9 protein-coding genes are annotated in these 14,121 nt (G+C 70.9%); 6 read left to right on the top strand and 3 right to left on the bottom strand.

Going from position 1 to position 14,121, the window contains the following annotated elements:
- Nucleotides 1–46 precede the first annotated feature (46 nt).
- Complete coding sequence (locus ACFXMG_RS02370) at nt 47–973, bottom strand: carbohydrate ABC transporter permease (RefSeq protein ID WP_383816111.1); 927 nt, start codon at nt 971–973, stop codon at nt 47–49.
- 282 nt (nt 974–1,255) lie between these two features.
- On the opposite strand from ACFXMG_RS02370, the gene ACFXMG_RS02365 reads away from it, so the two are divergent.
- The gene (locus ACFXMG_RS02365) at nt 1,256–2,254 is read left to right on the top strand and encodes a LacI family DNA-binding transcriptional regulator (RefSeq protein WP_383816402.1); all 999 of its coding nucleotides are present in this window, start codon (nt 1,256–1,258) and stop codon (nt 2,252–2,254) included.
- Between the two features lie 74 nt (nt 2,255–2,328).
- Here the strand turns inward: ACFXMG_RS02365 and ACFXMG_RS02360 are convergent, their stop codons facing one another.
- Nucleotides 2,329–3,324, bottom strand: a complete 996-nt coding sequence (locus ACFXMG_RS02360; protein WP_383816108.1) for a LacI family DNA-binding transcriptional regulator — start codon at nt 3,322–3,324, stop codon at nt 2,329–2,331.
- A 494-nt stretch (nt 3,325–3,818) separates the two neighbouring features.
- Here ACFXMG_RS02360 and ACFXMG_RS02355 point away from each other — a divergent pair, with 494 nt between their 5' ends.
- Nucleotides 3,819–5,258, top strand: a complete 1,440-nt coding sequence (locus tag ACFXMG_RS02355) for an RICIN domain-containing protein (RefSeq protein ID WP_383816105.1) — start codon at nt 3,819–3,821, stop codon at nt 5,256–5,258.
- 162 nt (nt 5,259–5,420) lie between these two features.
- Nucleotides 5,421–7,841: an RICIN domain-containing protein gene (locus ACFXMG_RS02350; RefSeq protein ID WP_383816102.1), complete on the top strand. Its 2,421-nt coding sequence runs from the start codon at nt 5,421–5,423 to the stop codon at nt 7,839–7,841.
- A 61-nt stretch (nt 7,842–7,902) separates the two neighbouring features.
- Here ACFXMG_RS02350 and ACFXMG_RS02345 read toward each other — a convergent pair whose 3' ends face one another.
- Nucleotides 7,903–10,815: an RICIN domain-containing protein gene (locus ACFXMG_RS02345; RefSeq protein WP_383830457.1), complete on the bottom strand. Its 2,913-nt coding sequence runs from the start codon at nt 10,813–10,815 to the stop codon at nt 7,903–7,905.
- Nucleotides 10,816–11,119: 304 nt separating this feature from the next.
- Between ACFXMG_RS02345 and ACFXMG_RS02340 the strand changes: the two genes are divergently transcribed.
- From ACFXMG_RS02340 to ACFXMG_RS02330, 3 genes are all read left to right on the top strand, one after another.
- Nucleotides 11,120–12,169, top strand: coding sequence for a DUF6083 domain-containing protein (locus tag ACFXMG_RS02340; RefSeq protein WP_383830460.1), 1,050 nt, complete (start codon nt 11,120–11,122; stop codon nt 12,167–12,169).
- Between the two features lie 82 nt (nt 12,170–12,251).
- Nucleotides 12,252–13,379, top strand: a complete 1,128-nt coding sequence (locus ACFXMG_RS02335) for a hypothetical protein (protein ID WP_383830463.1) — start codon at nt 12,252–12,254, stop codon at nt 13,377–13,379.
- A 120-nt stretch (nt 13,380–13,499) separates the two neighbouring features.
- A complete protein-coding gene (locus ACFXMG_RS02330; RefSeq protein ID WP_383830465.1) occupies nt 13,500–13,880 on the top strand; it encodes an FKBP-type peptidyl-prolyl cis-trans isomerase in 381 nt (126 codons plus the stop codon).
- The last annotated feature ends 241 nt before the right edge of the window (nt 13,881–14,121 follow it).

The following is a 14,121-nucleotide window of genomic DNA, read 5'->3' as shown; positions in this document are numbered from 1 at the left end:
ACGTCGTGGACGTGGTCACGGACGTGTTCATGGACGGGGTCATGGCTCAGCCCTTCCGCATGCCGCGCAGCTGGACCGCGTAGGCGATGATCGCGGTGATCACGCCCATCACGATCGCCACGGTCGCCGCGTAGTTGTGCTGCTGGCCCGAGAAGGACAGCGAGTACGTGTAGAGGTTCGGGGTGAAGTCGCTGGTGATGGCGTTGGGGGCGAGCTTCTGGAGGATGCTCGGCTCGTTGAAGAGCTGGAAGCTGCCGATGATCGAGAAGATGGTGGCGATCACCAGGGCGCTGCGGATGGCGGGCAGCTTGACCGAGGCGACGATCCGCCACTCCCCGGCGCCGTCGATCGCCGCCGCCTCGTAGAGCGAGCGGGGGACGACCTTGAGCGCGGAGTAGAAGATCAGCATGTTGTAGCCGACGAACTCCCAGGTGACGATGTTGCCGATCGAGGCGAGGACAAGGGAGGGGGAGAGCGGGTCGGGGAGGCTGACGCCGAGCGCGTCGTTGATGTTCCCGACCAGGCCGAACTGGTTGCCGTAGATGAATCCCCAGATCAGGCTGGCGACGACGGCGGGCACGGCGTACGGGAGGAAGATCGAGACGCGGAAGAAGGACTTGCCGTAGAGCCGGCCGCTGTCGATCGCGAGGGCCACCAGGAGCGCGATGCCCAGCATGACCGGCACCTGGACCAGCAGGAAGAGGCCGACGCGCATCAGGCCGTCCCAGAAGCGGGGATCGGTCAGGGCCTCGCCGTAGTTGTCGAGACCGACGAAGGAGGTGCCGCCGATGAGCCGGTCCTGGAACAGGCTCAGGTATCCGGCGTACCCGATCGGCGCGAGGAAGACGAGGCCGAAGACCGCGACGAACGGGCCGGCGAACCCCCAGCCCACGAGGGCCTCCTTGCGGAGGCGGAAGCGGGCTCGTGGGCGGGGCGGTGGTGCTGCCGTAGCACGCGTCGACAGGAGCGTCATGGCTTGGTTCCTAGCGTCGGTGACCGAGCGGTCCGGAGACGGGAGCGGGGGGAGGGGGTCTGGGGCCGGCCTGTGGCCGAGAACCGACCCTGCGGAAGGGCTGGCCGACGAGAAATGTTTACGTAATCATCGGTAGCGTGATGGTGACACTCCCACTGAGGGGCGTCAAGCACGAAGTGGCAGCGAATGAGAGGGAATCGGGTGACCGAGCAGAACGCGACCGGCCGGCCGGCGGCGAACGACGGCCGGCGGGGTACGCGCACCAGACCGCGCCGTGTCTCCATGGCGGACGTCGCCCAGCGGGCGGGGGTCTCGTCGCAGACGGTCTCCCGGGTCTCCAACGGCGACTCCGCCGTCGTCGAGTCCACCCGGAAGCGGGTCCTGGAGGCGATGAAGGAGCTGGGATACCGTCCGAACAGCGCGGCCCGTGCCCTCAAGCGGGGCGAGTTCCGCGCGATCGGCGTCATCACCATGGGGCTGACCAGCACGGGAAACGTCCGGACCCTGGACGCCATCGCCGGCTCGGCGTCCCGCGCCGGCTACGCGGTCACCCTCATCCCGCTCGACGCGCCCACGCAGGACAACGTCAAGGGGGCGTTCACCCGCCTCGACGAGCTGGCCGTCGACGCGGTCGTCCTGATCATGGAGGTGCACCTGCTCGACGCCGCCGCCCTCACCCTTCCGCCGCACGTCAAGGTGGTCGTGGTGGACTCCGACGCCACCGGACGCTTCCCGGTGGTGGACACGGACCAGCGGCAGGGCGCCCGCACCGCCGTCCGGCATCTGCTCGGCCTCGGCCACGGCACGGTGTGGCACGTCGCCGGACCCGAGGAGTCCTTCGCCGCGGGCCGCCGCACCGAGGCGTGGGAGGTGGCGCTGCGCGAGGAGGGGCGCCCGGTGCCGCCCGTACTGCGCGGGGACTGGACCCCCGAGTCGGGTTACGAGGCCGGCCTGAGGCTCGCCGAGGAGTCCGACTGCACGGCGGTGTTCGTCGCCAACGACCAGATGGCCCTCGGCGTGCTGCGCGCCCTCCACGAACGGGGCGTCCGCGTCCCCGAGGACGTCAGCGTCGTCGGCTTCGACGACATCCCCGAGGCCGCCTCCTTCATCCCGCCCCTGACCACCGTCCACCAGGACTTCGCCCAGGTCGGAGCGCTGTGCGTCGACGCGGTCCTGCGGGAGCTGGCGGGCGAGACGGTCACGGGCGTGCAGCTCGTGGCGACGACGCTGGTGGAGCGGAGCAGCACGGCGGCCCCGGGCGGGCGGGGCCGGGAGCGCTGAGGAGGGTCAGCCGAGGAAGTTCAACCGAGGGAGTTCAGCCGAGGGGGTTCAGGGGGTGGCGTCCGGCCGTGGGCTCAGGCCGTGGCGCCCGGGCGGGGCGGGGCCGTGCTGGAGCGTACGACCAGGACCGGTTCGACCGCCCTGCGGCGGGGGCCGTCCTTGCGGCCTTCGATCTGGTCGAGCAGGAGTGCCACGCAGTGCTTGCCGACGACCTCGAAGTCCTGGTGCACGGTGGTCAGGGGTGGGTGGAGGTACGCGGCCTCGGCGATGTCGTCGAAACCGGCCACGCTCACGTCCCCGGGGACGCTCTTGCCCGCTTCGTGCAGGGCGCGCATCAGTCCCATCGCCATCTGGTCGTTCGCGGCGAAGACCGCGGTGATCTCCGGGCGCCGGGCGATGTCGAGGCCGATCTGGTAGCCCGACCTCGCCGACCAGTCCCCGTGCACCACCGGCGGGACGGGCGCGCCCGCGTCCGTCAGGGTTCGGCGCCAGGCGTCGGCGCGGCGGCGGGCGGCGAAGGAGTCGGGCGGGCCCGCGAGGTGCCAGACCGTGCGGTGGCCGAGGCCGAGCAGGTGGGAGACCACGCTGTGGGAGCCGTGGGCCTGGTCGAAGTCGACGTTCGGGTACGCGTGCCCGGTGTCGCCGTCGGCGACGACCACCGGCATCGACGGCGGCAGGCGCAGCGACGGGGTGTCGAGCATCTGCGACTCGACGAGGACGATGCCGTCGACGGACTGGAGCATCAGATGCTGGAAGGCGTGGCGTACGGCGGCCTCGGTCTGGGCCCGTACCCCCATGAAGTTCACGGAGAAGTCGGCCTCGCGAGCGGCGTCGGCGATCGCGCCGAGCGTACGGGCGTTGCCGTGCGCACCGACGTCGAAGCTGACCACGCCCAGCGCCCCGAAACGGCCGGTGACCAGCGCGCGGGCCGCCGTGTTGGGGCGGTAGCCGAGCGCCTGCATGGCGGAGAGCACCTTCTCGCGGGTGGCGGAGTCGACGTTCTGCCGGTTGTTCGCCACCCGGGACACCGTCTGCGAGGAGACGCCCGCCATCGTGGCGACGTCCGCCATGGACGGCCACTGACGGGCCGGCCGTGAGCGGGGCGACCGTGTTCTGTTGTCCGTCGCCATCGCGTGACCTTCCGTCGCGAACGTCCGGGGCGGCCCGTGCGGAGGGGGCCCGCGGTGTGTTGGCGTAAACATACCAGTCAGTCGACCTTGAGCGGATCGTGTCCGAATCCTTGACAGCCCTGGCCGCCCCTCCCAAACTCTCGTCCCAAGCGCTCGTGTTAACGCGAACACGACCAGGCGACATCTCCCCGTAACGCGGCGGCCACGCGCCGCCGGCGTCCCCGGACCCTCCGGCGGTCGCCTCTGGCGGTCGCCTCCGGCGGGCCGCGATCCCGCGGGCGCCCTCCCTCCCGGCCGCAGGCATCCCCGTGCCAGAAACAGGCCCACGCCTGCCCCGTCCGCCACACCAGACACCTTCGCCACACACCTCTGCCACAGCACACACCTCCGCCACACCAGCCACATCCCCCCTCCAGACCACGAGGTACGCGATCATGCGACGCACACCCTCGAGGACGGCCATGGTGCTCACCGCGCTCTGTGCCGTTCTCCTCTCCCTGCTGGGCACCGCCGGCACCGCCCACGCGGCGGCCGTGACCGTCACCAACGCCACCCAGTTCACCGACCCGGCCGGCAACCCCGTCCACGCCCACGGCGGCGGGGTCGTCAAGGTCGGCGCGTACTACTACTGGTTCGGCGAGAACCGCAACGCCGACAACAGCTTCAAGTACGTCTCCGCCTACCGCTCCACCGACCTGAAGACGTGGGAGTTCCGCCACCACGTCCTCACGGCCGCCAGCCACCCCGAGCTCGCGGGCGCCAACATCGAGCGGCCCAAGGTCATGTACAACGCCTCGACCGGCCAGTTCGTGATGTGGATGCACAAGGAGGGCAGCGCCACCGACTACTCCGAGGCCCGGGCAGCGGTCGCGGTCTCCTCGACCGTCGACGGCGACTACACCTGGCGCGGCAGCTTCCGGCCGCTCGGCCACATGTCCCGTGACATCACCACGTTCGTCGACACCGACGGCACCGGCTACATGATCTCCGCCGCCAACGAGAACGCCGACCTGCACGTCTACCGGCTGACGCCCGACTACACCGACATCGCGGCCCAGGTGCAGAAGCTGTGGGCCGGACACTGGCGCGAGGCGCCCGCGATGTTCAAGCGCAACGGCGTCTACTTCCTGCTCACCTCCGGCGCCACCGGCTGGTCCCCGAACCAGCAGAAGTACGCCACCGCCACCAGCGTCACCGGCAGCTGGAGCGACCTGAAGGACATCGGCGACTGGAACACCTACGGCACCCAGACGGCGTACGTCCTGCCGGTCCAGGGCACGTCGGGCACCTCGTACCTCTACATGGGCGACCGCTGGGGCAACTCCATGGGCGGCATGGTGAACGACTCCCAGTACGTCTGGCTCCCGCTGAGGTTCCCCACCGACACCACCATGACCATGGACTACTACCCGCAGATCACCGTGGACACGGCCGCCGGCACGGTGCAGGGCCTCGGGACGTGGGAGACGCTCACCGCCTCGCACAGCGGCAAGTGCGCCGACGTCGCCGACCGCTCCACCGCCGACGGCGCCGCCCTCATCCAGTGGGGCTGCGCCAACGCCGTCAACCAGCAGTTCTGGCTCAAGGCCGCCGGCACCAACCGGGTGCAGATCGTGTCCCGCTTCAGCGGCAAGTGCCTCGCCCCGAAGGACGGTTCGACCGCCGACGGCGCCGCGATCGTCCAGTACCCCTGCAACGGCACGGCCGCCCAGCAGTGGAGGGTGACCGGCTCCGGCGGCACCGTGCAGCTGTCCACCGCGCCGAGCGGCAAGTGCCTCGACGTGACCAACCAGTCCACGGGTGACGGCACGGCGCTCATCCAGTGGAGCTGCAACAACGGCGCCAACCAGAAGTGGACCCGTACGGCCGCCTGATCGCCGTCCCACACCACCACCGACCCACCACTGACCCACCGCTGAACCACCGCTGACCTTCTGTCACGACCACACCGGGCAGGCCCCGCACACCAGTCGGGGCCTGCCCCCCCCACGACGGCCGACGGCCGACGCCCCACGAACCACTCAGGGAGACCGACCATGCGCTCCACCCGTGAACGACCCCCGACCCGCGTGCGCCGGAGCGGCGCGGTCCTGGGCGCCGCCGCCGTGGCCGCGCTCCTCGCGAGCGGGCTCACGCCCGTGACCGCCGCGGCGGCCGAGGAGGCCGGGCAGGCGGTGACGGTACGCCCCGACCCCAGCTACCAGCAGCAGCCGTTCGAGGGGTGGGGCACGGCGCTCGCCTGGTTCGCCGAGGTGACCGGCGGCTGGCCGGACGCCCAGCGCGAGGCGCTCGCCGACGCCCTCTACGGCGCGGACGGCCTCGGTTTCACCATCGCCCGCTACAACATCGGCGGCGGCGACAGCCCCGAGACCACCCCCTACATGCGGGCCGGCGCCGCCGTCCCCGGCTGGTGGAACCGCCCCGGGCCCGAGTCCCCCGACTGGTGGGACCCGGCCAACCCCGCCCACTGGAACCCGAACGCCGACGCCAACCAGCGCTGGTGGGTCACCGCCGCGAAGGCACGCGGCGCCGACACCTTCGAGGCGTTCTCCAACTCCGCGCCGTACTTCATGACGAACAGCGGGCTCGTCTCCGGAGCGTGGGACCCGAACCAGGACAACCTCCGCTCCGACCAGTACGAGCGCTTCGCCGCGTACCTCTCCGGCGCCATGAAGCGCGCCGAGAGCGCCACCGGCGTCACCTTCGACTCCCTCTCGCCGATCAACGAGCCGAACACCGGCTACTGGCGCGCGGGCGGCAGGCAGGAGGGCTCGCACTGGGACCCCGCCTCCCAGGCGCGCATGATCACCACCATGCGGGCCCGGCTGAACGCCGACGGCCTCACCACGCCCATCGCCGCCATGGACGAGACCAACCCCAACATCTTCCGCGCCAACTGGGACGCGTACGACCCGGCGGTCAAGTCCTCGATCGGACGGCTCAACACCCACACGTACGGCACCGGAGGCCGTACCGGAGTCCGTGACATCGCCAAGGGCTCGGGCACCCCGCTGTGGATGTCCGAGGTGGACCTCGGCGGCAGCGTCGGACAGAGCTTCACCGACATGAGCCCCGCCCTCGACCTCACCCAGCGCGTCAACGAGGACTTCCGCGAACTGGAGCCCCGCGCCTGGGTCCTGTGGCAGGCCGTCGAGGACTACGAGAACATGACGCCGGGGCGCGAGAACTCCAACTGGGGCCTCATCCAGACCGACTTCACCCCGGACGACGCGGCGACCGAACCGCTCCGCAAGAACAAGAAGTACTGGGCGATGGCGAACTACACCAAGTTCGTGCGGCCGGGCGCCCGCGTCATCAACACCGACAACGCCGACACCTTCGCCGCCCTCCGGCCGGCCGGCCAGGGCGCGGTCGTCGTCCACACCAACCCCACCGGCGAGCCCCAGCGGCTCACCCTGAACCTCGCCGGGTTCCAGAACGTGGGCACGGGCGCCGTCCAGCGCTACACCACCGACGGCACCAAGAACCTCCAGCGCGAGACCGACCTGACCCCCGTCGGCAAGACGCTCACCGCCACCGTGGGCGCGGGCTCCGTCACGACCTTCGTCCTGCCCGGCGCCACGGGCGTGAACGCCTCCGACACCACGGCTCCCACCGGCGCCGCGCGGCAGCTGCTCAACGACCACAGCGGCAAGGCGCTGGCGGTCGCCACGGCCAACGGCCAGAGCACGCTCGTCCAGCGCACCTCCAGCCCCGGCACAGCGGCGCAGCAGTGGAAGTTCACCAAGCTGTCCTCCGCCGACTGGGGCAACACCGCCGCCTACCGCATCACCAGCGCCGCCAACGGCAAGGCGCTCGCCGCCCAGGGCGACTCCCTCGCCCTGGTGAACGCGGGCTCCGCCGCCGACCAGAAGTGGATGCTCTCCACCACGGGCGACGGACACCACACCCTCGTCAACAGCGCGAGCGGCAAGCTCCTCGACGTCAGCGGCGAGTCCACGGCCGACGGCGCGTCCGTCGGCGTCTACCGTCCGACGACCGGTGCCAACCAGTCCTGGACCCTCCGCTCCGTCGCCGCCGACACGTGGACGCCGCTGCGTGTGCGCCACAGCGGCAAGTGCCTGGACGTGAGCGGCGCCTCCACCGCGGACGGCGCCCAGGTCGTCCAGTACACCTGCGGCGGAGCGACCCACCAGCAGTGGTCCCTGCGCCCCGCCGGCGGTGGTTACGTGAACGTCGTCGCCCGGCACAGCGGCCGCTGCCTCGACGTCACCAACGAGTCGACCGCGGACGGCGCCATCGTCTTCCAGTACGGGTGCAACGGCGGCGCCAACCAGCAGTGGTCGGCGCACAGGTCGTCCGACGGGTCCCTCACGCTCGTGGCCCGCCACAGCGGCAAGTGCCTGGACGTGAGCGGGGCTTCGACGGCGAACGGCGCCGTGGTCGTCCAGAACACCTGCGGTACCTCCGCCGCCCAGCAGTTCGCCACCTCGTAACGACCGAAGGCCGGTCCGGCAGCCCTCCGGCTGCCGGACCGGCCTTTTCGCGTCCTCCTCGTCAGAGGGCGACGAGCGTCCACTCCTGGCCGGCGGTTCCGTCGGCCGGCGCCTGGACGATCCGGGCGCCGTCGCTCGTGGCGCCGTTCTCCACGGCCGCGTACATCCCGCTGGATCCGTTGACCAGGTGGTAGCCGCCGCTCGTTCCGGCGGGCACGAGCTTCCACCACTGGTTGGGCGCGTCCGTGTCCGTCCACTGGTCCAGCGCCTGGCCGGCGGTCGTGGACGCGCCCGGGTTGTCGAGGACCTTGCCGCTGTGGACGTTGGACAGGCGGAAGGACCCGTCGTAGTTCGGCCACAGCCGCCACCGCTGGTTCGCGCCGCCCGACCAGGGCCACTGGATCACGGCGGCCCCGTTGCCGGTCGACTCGTCCGCGACGTCCAGGACCTTTCCGCCGGCCCGGTTCACCAGACGGTAGGTCCCGGTGAGCATGCCGACGGTGATCTGTGTACGCGTCCCCGCCGTGAGGGACAGCCTGCGGGCGTGGCCGCCGAGGGTGGAGGCCGTCACCTGCGCCGAGCCCGCCGGGGAGACGGACAGGGAGGTGATGCCCCGGCGGCACACGAGGTCGAGGGTCTGGGTGACGTCCGAGACGAGGGTGACCGTGGCGGTGCGGGCCGCGGTGTCCCAGGTCAGGCTCTCGACGAGGACGCGGTTACGGCCCCGGACGCCGCGGATCGTGCCCCGGGCGAGCTGCTCGGGCAGGGCCGGCAGGAGCTCCAGGTGGCCCGGCCGGGTGTAGAGGAGGGACTCGGCGATGATCGCCGGGAGGGAGTGGGCGGCGTCGCAGTTGTAGATGTGCAGGTCGGGGTTGTGGGAGGTCACCAGCGAACGGAAGACCATGTTGCCGCCGAGGACCTTGCGGAGGTTGTCGTAGACGCCCGCGCCGTCCTTCAGGCGGCTCCAGGCCAGCGCGCGGTGCAGGCTGCCGTGGGCCGAGGAGTTCTCGTCACCGCGCATCCTCAGAGCCTTGCGGGCGGAGAAGACCAGTTCGGACGTCTCCTCGGGGTTGATCTCGTGCAGGGGCCACGCCCCGTAGAGGTGCTGGATGTGGCGGTGGTTGTAGCGGTCCTGAAGACCGGGCCAGGACCACTCGGCGAGGGCCCCGTCGCCGTTGACGGTGTACGCGGGCAGCCTGGCCAGCAGCGCGGTCCAGCGCGCCACCCCTTGGCCGACGCCCTGCTCCACGCCCTGCGTGTTCGCGGCGTCGATGGCGGCCTGGAGGGCGTGGCGGCCGGCCATGATGTCGCCGGTGGCGTTGATCGACAGCATCTGCCCGGTGTTGGAGGGGGAGTTCTCCATGGAGAACGACGGAACGAAGACGACCTTGCCGTCACGGTCGGTGCGGGTGAGGAAGTCCTCGTAGAACAGGGCGAGTTCCATGAGGGCAGGGCCGAGCTTGTCGCGCAGGAACGCGGCGTCCCCGGTCACCTGGTAGTGCTCCAGGAGCGGGTAGAGCATCCAGTCGGCGCCGCCGGTCCAGCACTGACCGGGGAAGTCGGCGCCGTCGAAGTGCAGCATGTGCCCGTGCTCGCCGTCGGTGCGGGACGGTACGTGGAAGCCCCGGGCGCCGTAGAGGTGGGTGGCGTTCGTCCGCCAGTCGTCGAGCTGGCCCAGGACGAGGTCGAAGAACCCCTTCATGGCGTCGCCGTGGCTGAGGATGTTGCCGCCCGCGACCTGGAGGTTGACGTTGGCGTCGGTGGTGAAGTCGTCGGCCCAGGCGCCGTTCCAGCTTCCGGCCCAGATGCCGGTGAGGCGCGGGGGGAGGATGCCGGAGGAGCTGACGAACAGGTAGCGCCCGGAGTCGTACATGCGCTCAAGGAGCGCGAGGTCGACGGTCCACCGGTCGCTGTTCTGGCGTGCCGTCAGCTCCGAGGTGGACAGCCGGCGGTCTGCGGCGCTGACACCGAGGTCCAGGCTTGACCCGTCGAACATCGCCTGATGCAGGGGTGCATGACGACTCATCAGGAGGCCGTAGTCCGTGGTGAGCGCGCTCACGGCGGCGTGGAGCGGCTTGGCGTTCCAGTCGCCGGCGTTCTCGTAACGGCCCAGTTTGGTCAGGAGCAGGACCCGGGTCGCGCGGGCGACGGTCAGCTTTCCGCCGCTCGCCGAGACGGAGGCGCGTGCGCCGGTGACGACGACGCGGGTGACGCCCTCGTACCCGAACGCGCCCTTCCCGGAAGGGTAGGTGGCGCGCAGGTTGAGGTAGCCCTGTCCACCGGAGACGGTGGCGGTCGTGGTGAAGCCGACGTCGCCCGGCACTCCTTCGAGTGCGGTGTCGACCGAGAGGACCGTGTCGACGGTCTTCCCGGCGGCGGGCAGCAGCTCGTGCACGAGGACCTTGTCGGCCCGGGAGGCGAACGCCCGCCGCTTCCAGGTCCCGGCGCTGTCGGACCACGAGTGCGTGACCTCGCCGGTACGGAAGTCGGTGACCCGGGCGTAGTCGTTCGCGACGGTCGCGCCCGGCGTGCTCAGGTGCAGCTCGTACCCGGGGTGGAACGCCTGGGTCCAGCGCAGCGACCAGCCGTCGGCGAACTCGCCCGCCGCGCCCCAGTAGTCGCCGGCCAGCGCCCGGTCCCGCGCCGACTCCAGGCGATCCGACAGGACCGGGGGCTTCACGTCACGGGTGCCGTTGGGCAGCACGAAGCGGTGATGGTTGAGGACGACCTTCTCCAGCTGCGGCGCCCCGTGGAGCACCGCGCCGTACTCGCCGTTGCCGGTGACGAATCCGTCCGTCCACGACCAGGCCGGGACGGTGTCGTACATACCTCGCTGCGGCAAGGTGACCTGCGGCGGCACGGCGGCGGTCGCCGGCGGCGCCAGGACGCCACCGGGAAGCGCGACCGCGCCCGCGGTCACCGCGGCCGCTGTGATGAACCCTCTGCGGCCGAGAGGGGCGTCAGAAGACGACATGACACGACTCCTTCAATGCAAGGAGAACAGTAGGGGGACACGCCGAAGCGACCTGCGACGACAGCAGCCCCGGCGGCGTCCCGTCCGCCGCGGTCATCGTCAATGGCAACGTAAACATGCGTGCCGAGTCAGTCCAGCACGGCGTTCGCGAGCCCGTCAATAGCCATGCCGCCGCATGGTGCGGGTGGCGGCCGAGCTCCCGACCGTGGCCTCCGGGGGAGGGATCCGGTCATTCATTCGCTCAAAAGAGCTGGCGTTCAGGAATCAGCTCATACACGGACATCATCTGATCTACGAATCCCTTGTGACAGAACGGAACTGGGACGGCACGCCGATCGACGGCGGATCCACCGCCCACTGGGCTCGTCGACACCTCCGCATCCACAAGAACAGCGCGTCCAAGACCCTGCGCCGGGAAGCCGTGGAGCGGTGTCGCTACTGCCATCACCCCATCGACTGGTATCAGCGCTACGACAACGACGCCTGGATCCCTCTCCTGTTGGGGGAGTTCCCCGCTCACAGACTGCACCCTCGCCTTCACTGGTCGGTCTTCAACGGCGTCGCCCACAGCGGCGACGACGGCACGACCCGGTGCCGGATCCCTCACCCGGCCGTCTGCCCCGCGCTTCAGCACGACGACGACCTCACCGAACTCGAAGGACTCCGGCGCAGCTACGCCGTGACGACGCGAGGCTGGATCGACGAAGGCGTGTTCGTTCCCGCCCAGCGCCAGGTCTCCGAAGAAGAGATCACCGAGCAGTTCATCGAGGGCGTCGGCGTCATCCGGCACACGGTCTCCTACGCCTCCGTCCTGCTCCTCGCGCCGACGACGGTCGACGAGCTCCGCTGCATCGCCAGGGCCGCCACCACGGGTGGCCGCTGCCAGAGGACGGTCTTCGACACGGGCCGGCCGGAAGGGCACTGGGACGAGGTCCACATCCCGGTCCCGTCGGGAAGGGCGGGGCAGGCCACGTTGTGGGACGGGCAGAGGATGTGGATCTACAGCCTCGACGCGCTCTACCCACTGGAGTGGAAGCGGTGGCGCAGCCAGCGCTGCACGGATCACGCCGAGACCTCGGCGCCGTCCGTGGGCAAGGAGGAGTGGCTGCCCTTCCACGCCCTCCGGCACGACGACTTCATCGTCCGCGACCGTCCCGCCGACCTGTACACCCGCGACCGAGGCATCGGCCTCGGCGGCTCGCTGTTCCAGCCCAAGGTGGGCCAGTACAGGTGCGCGAGCTGCACGAACCGCAGCTACGAGCCGCAGTCGAAGGACTGGTTGTGCTGGGAGTGCGCGCCGGTGGCGGCGCGCCGGGCCAGGACGCACGCGAAGTGGCAGTCGCCGGGAGGGTGAAACATTTCCGGGGGCTCGTGGCGTCGGAGGTACGGAGAGCACGAAGATCAGCTCTTCTCCTTCGATCCGAGGACGCACTTTCATGCTTCTTTCCCTCCCGCGCGCGGCAACGGCCCTCGCCCTGGGGTTAACCGCGGTCGTCGGCATCGCCGCCGCACCCGCCGCCGCTCAGACCCGGAACTGGCGGGACATCAGTCCCTCGGACAGCAACGGAAGTGTGCTGTACGAGGTCGAGACGGCGGGAGGTGCGACGTGGGCGGTCGGTCTGCGCAGTGACGCGACCACCCGCCCCTTCGCGCCGGTCGCGATGCGCTGGACGGGTACGGGCTGGCAGGCGCCCCCGCAGCCCGCCGAGCACGGTCGCCTCGACGACCTCGCCGTCGGCGCGCCCGACGAGGTGTGGGCCGTCGGCAGCCGCAACGACCCGGTGAGCGAAGAGGACTGGGGCCGTGGGCGCGCCCTGCTCCAGCACTGGAACGGCACCGAGTGGAGCGAGGTCGCCCCGCCGATCCCGGAGGGCGCGGTCGACTCGTCGCTGTCCGCCGTCGACGTGGACGCGCGCGGCTCCGTGTGGGTGTATGGCACGTACCTCGACGAGGCGGGCCAGTACACGCCCGTCCTGTTCCGCGGGGAAGCGGACGGAGGCGGCGGCTGGACCCGGCTGCCGGGGGACACCGGGCTCAACTGGGTCTCCCAGCTGGAGGCGGGCCCCGGCGGCGTCGTCCACGCCATCGGCGACGGCGTCTCCGTCTTCGACGGCACCGCGTGGACCAAGCGGAGCCTGCCGCCCGCGCTCGACGGGGCCATGTACGACGGCATCGAGATGCGGTCGGCGAACGACATCTGGGCCGTCGGCCACATCAGGGACGAGAACCTGTGGCGGCGCCCCGTGGTCGTCCGCTACGACGGGCGTACGTGGCGCACCGTCCCCACCCCCGCCGAGACGGGCCAGCTGTTCGACATCGCCTTCGACGGCTTCGGGCGCCCCGTGATCGTGGGCGAGACCATGAACCCCGCCGTCAACCCGGACGGGAACTACGTCCTGACCCCCGGCCCGCTCGGCCGGCTCACCCGTACCGAAGAACCGCCCGGCGCCGGATACCTGTACGGAGCCGCGACCGACGCGGCGGGCCGGGTCTGGACGGTGGGCGGCACGGCGGGCGCGGAGGGCGGCATCTCCCCGGCGGCGTACGCGGGCATCCGACGCTGAACCGGACGCGTCGGTCCGCACGGTCAGCACCGCCCGCACCGTCGCTCTGTACCGTGATCACCTGTGCTGCGACGCGTCCGTGCGTCCGCGGGTGTGTGTCCGGAGAGTGGTGAGGCCGCGATGAGTGAACCGACGAAGCCCGAGGTCGTCGTTCCGGAGGGGGACGCTCCGTCCGAGCTCACCGTCCGGGACCTGGTCGTCGGGGAGGGCATCGAGGCGAAGCCGGGCATGGTCGCCCGGGTCCACTACGTCGGGGTCACCTTCGAGACCGGGAAGGAGTTCGACTCCTCCTGGGACCGGGGCGAGCCGTTCAAGTTCGCCCTGGGCGGCGGCAGGGTCATCAAGGGCTGGGACCGGGGTGTGAGGGGGATGAGGGTCGGTGGCCGGCGCGAGATCATCGTTCCCCCGCGCCTCGGCTACGGCAAGCAGTCGCCCTCGCCGCTGATCCCGGCCGGCTCGACCCTCGTCTTCGTCGTCGACCTGGTCGCGCTCGCGGTCTGAACCCCGGACCCGTGGTCGGTCGGCCCGTTCACAGCGACGGGTGGCACAATGACCGTGGCTTCCGGTATCCCCCGTATACGGAGGCCCCGTCCGGTCCCATCGGATCCCCCCGTTCCGGTGGGACCGGACCCCACCGCCTCTCCCCGTCCCCGGGCGAGCGGATGACGGGATTCCGCCAGGGCGGCAACGCGCCAGGTCAGAGCATTGATGCCCGCCGCGTTTCCCTCTTGGATCGTGCGTT

This window comes from Streptomyces sp. NPDC059201, from assembly GCF_042754585.1.
In the GTDB taxonomy this organism is placed as follows: Bacteria; Actinomycetota; Actinomycetes; order Streptomycetales; family Streptomycetaceae; genus Streptomyces.
Note: the sequence above shows the minus strand (reverse complement) of the source record. Positions and strands in the feature narration are given on the sequence as shown.

Bases quoted from the DNA above. Each gene is read 5' to 3' on its own strand.
- ACFXMG_RS02370 (WP_383816111.1), bottom strand. From the start codon at position 973: ATGACGCTCCTGTCGACGCGTGCTACGGCAGCACCACCGCCCCGCCCA.
- ACFXMG_RS02365 (WP_383816402.1), top strand. From the start codon at position 1,256: ATGGCGGACGTCGCCCAGCGGGCGGGGGTCTCGTCGCAGACGGTCTCC.
- ACFXMG_RS02360 (WP_383816108.1), bottom strand. From the start codon at position 3,324: ATGGCGGACGTCGCCACGATGGCGGGCGTCTCCTCGCAGACGGTGTCC.
- ACFXMG_RS02355 (WP_383816105.1), top strand. From the start codon at position 3,819: ATGCGACGCACACCCTCGAGGACGGCCATGGTGCTCACCGCGCTCTGT.
- ACFXMG_RS02350 (WP_383816102.1), top strand. From the start codon at position 5,421: ATGCGCTCCACCCGTGAACGACCCCCGACCCGCGTGCGCCGGAGCGGC.
- ACFXMG_RS02345 (WP_383830457.1), bottom strand. From the start codon at position 10,815: ATGTCGTCTTCTGACGCCCCTCTCGGCCGCAGAGGGTTCATCACAGCG.
- ACFXMG_RS02335 (WP_383830463.1), top strand. From the start codon at position 12,252: ATGCTTCTTTCCCTCCCGCGCGCGGCAACGGCCCTCGCCCTGGGGTTA.
- ACFXMG_RS02330 (WP_383830465.1), top strand. From the start codon at position 13,500: ATGAGTGAACCGACGAAGCCCGAGGTCGTCGTTCCGGAGGGGGACGCT.